This is a genomic window from Kineococcus auxinigenes, assembly GCF_050871525.1.
In the GTDB taxonomy this organism is placed as follows: domain Bacteria; phylum Actinomycetota; class Actinomycetes; order Actinomycetales; family Kineococcaceae; genus Kineococcus.
Window position 1 is genome coordinate 1 of record NZ_JBKBCT010000137.1, and the last position, 1,860, is coordinate 1,860.

A 1,860-nucleotide genomic window follows, 5' to 3' on the forward strand; every position below is an offset into this window, starting at 1 on the left:
AGGGGGTCGCGACCCCCTCGACCACCGCGGGGATGGCGCGGGTGTGAGGGAAGTGCGCGGGTCCGCCGGGGCCGGCGCGAGGGCCTGAGGGGGACCTGGCGAGGACGCGGGCAGGTTCCCCGTGAGCGGCGCGGCCGGGCCCTACTGTGGTCGGGTGCCCGTGCAGCCCCCCACCCCCGACCCGGCGCAGCCCTCGCGAGGCCGGGTCCCCGGGCGGCCCACCGCGGTGCGACCGCCCGGTGCGGACGCGCCCCCCGCGCCGCAGGCCGGCAGGGCGGGCTACACCGCCACGACCTACGGGCGCCCCGCGCGCCGCCGCCCGGCGCGCGCCGCGGCGCAGACCCCGGGGCGCGAGCAGCGGCTCGCCGAGCTGAGCCGGCCGGGAGGGCAGGAGCAGCCGGGGCAGGGGGCTCCCCGTCCCGCGCCCGCCGGCGCACCACCGCACGCACCGCGGGGCAGCGCAGTGCGGCGACGGCGTCGGCTGGCGGTCCTGGCGCTGGTGGCCGTCCTGGTGGTGGCGTACCCGCTGGCCCTGGGCTGGCGCGGCTGGTCGGCGGTGCAGCACGTGGCGGCCGCCCCGGCGGGTGAGCGCCCGGCGGACACCCCGGGCACCACCTACCTGATCGTCGGCAGCGACTCCCGCGACGGCATGAGCGCCGAGGACCTGGCGCAGTACTCCGCCGGAGGGGACGACATCCTCGGGCAGCGCACCGACACGATCATGCTGCTGCACGTGCCGGAGTCCGGTCCGTCCGCCTTGATCAGCGTGCCGCGCGACTCCTACGTCCCGATCCCCGGCCACGGTTCCGGGAAGATCAACGCGGCGTTCTCCCTGGGTGGCGCACCGCTGCTGACGCAGACCGTGGAGCAGGTCTCGGGGCTGCGGGTCGACCACTACGTGGAGACGGGTTTCGCCGGGTTCGCCGAGATCGTGGACGCTGTGGGCGGTGTGGAGATGTGCCCGCAGGCCGCGGTGCAGGACGTGCGCGCCGGCCTGGACATCGAGGCCGGCTGCCAGACGATGGACGGCGCCACGGCCCTGGGCTACGCGCGCTACCGCTACTCCGACCCCGCCGGCGACCTGGGCCGTGCGCAGCGTCAGCGCGAGCTGCTGGCGGCCATCGTCGCGCGGGCGGCGTCCCCGGCGACGCTGCTGAACCCGTTCCGGGCGTTCTCGCTGGCGGCGGCGGCCGGCGGTGCCGTCAGCGTCGACGAGGACGCGTCCCCGGCGGCGCTGCTGACGTTCGCGCGGGGGATGCGCTCGGCGACCGGCGAGGACGGGATCTCCATGACCGTCCCGGTGTCGAACGCGAACCTGCGCACCTCCTCCGGCCTGGCGGTGAAGTGGGACACCGAGCGGGCGCTGGAGATGTTCGCGGACCTGCAGGCCGACGACACCGAGGCGCTGCGCTCGCTGACGACGTCCTGAGCGCGGGGGGTCAGAGCATCGTGAGGCCGGCGATGGCCTCGGTGAGCATCTGGTCGTGCTGCTGCTCGTCGAGGGACCCCTCGTCGAGGCGGTGGTCGAGGACGCGGCTGACGAGCTCGACCGCGTCGGTGCGCGCCACCGTCCCCCCGCGGCCGCCCACGGCGGGGAACACGGCGAGCTCGCGCCCGTCCCCCCGGCCCGGTCCCGCCAGCCACGGGCCGCCGTCCTCCCGCTCCACCAGCCGGCGGAGCTCGACGGGGTCCATGGCGAGCACGGCGTGCGCCAGTCGGTCCAGGTCGAGGACGTCGGTCTGCTCGTCGGCCATGCACCGATCCTGGCACCGCCCCGGCCCACCCGCCCGGCGGTGCGCGCCGCCCGGTACCGCCGCCCGGGAACGGCGCGGGGCGCGGGGGTGGCCGCAGCCACCCCCG

2 protein-coding genes are annotated in these 1,860 nt (G+C 77.5%); one reads left to right on the forward strand and one right to left on the reverse strand.

Going from position 1 to position 1,860, the window contains the following annotated elements; translation table 11 throughout:
* Positions 1 to 154 precede the first annotated feature (154 nt).
* Positions 155 to 1,429, forward strand: a complete 1,275-nt coding sequence (locus ACRYR9_RS19625) for an LCP family protein (protein WP_432493996.1) — start codon at positions 155 to 157, stop codon at positions 1,427 to 1,429.
* A gap of 10 nt (positions 1,430 to 1,439) precedes the next feature.
* Here ACRYR9_RS19625 and ACRYR9_RS19630 read toward each other — a convergent pair whose 3' ends face one another.
* Positions 1,440 to 1,754 (reverse strand): hypothetical protein, encoded by a 315-nt coding sequence (locus tag ACRYR9_RS19630; protein ID WP_432493998.1) that lies wholly within the window; start codon positions 1,752 to 1,754, stop codon positions 1,440 to 1,442.
* Positions 1,755 to 1,860 lie beyond the last annotated feature (106 nt).

Bases quoted from the DNA above. Each gene is read 5' to 3' on its own strand.
- ACRYR9_RS19630 (WP_432493998.1), bottom strand. From the start codon at position 1,754: ATGGCCGACGAGCAGACCGACGTCCTCGACCTGGACCGACTGGCGCAC.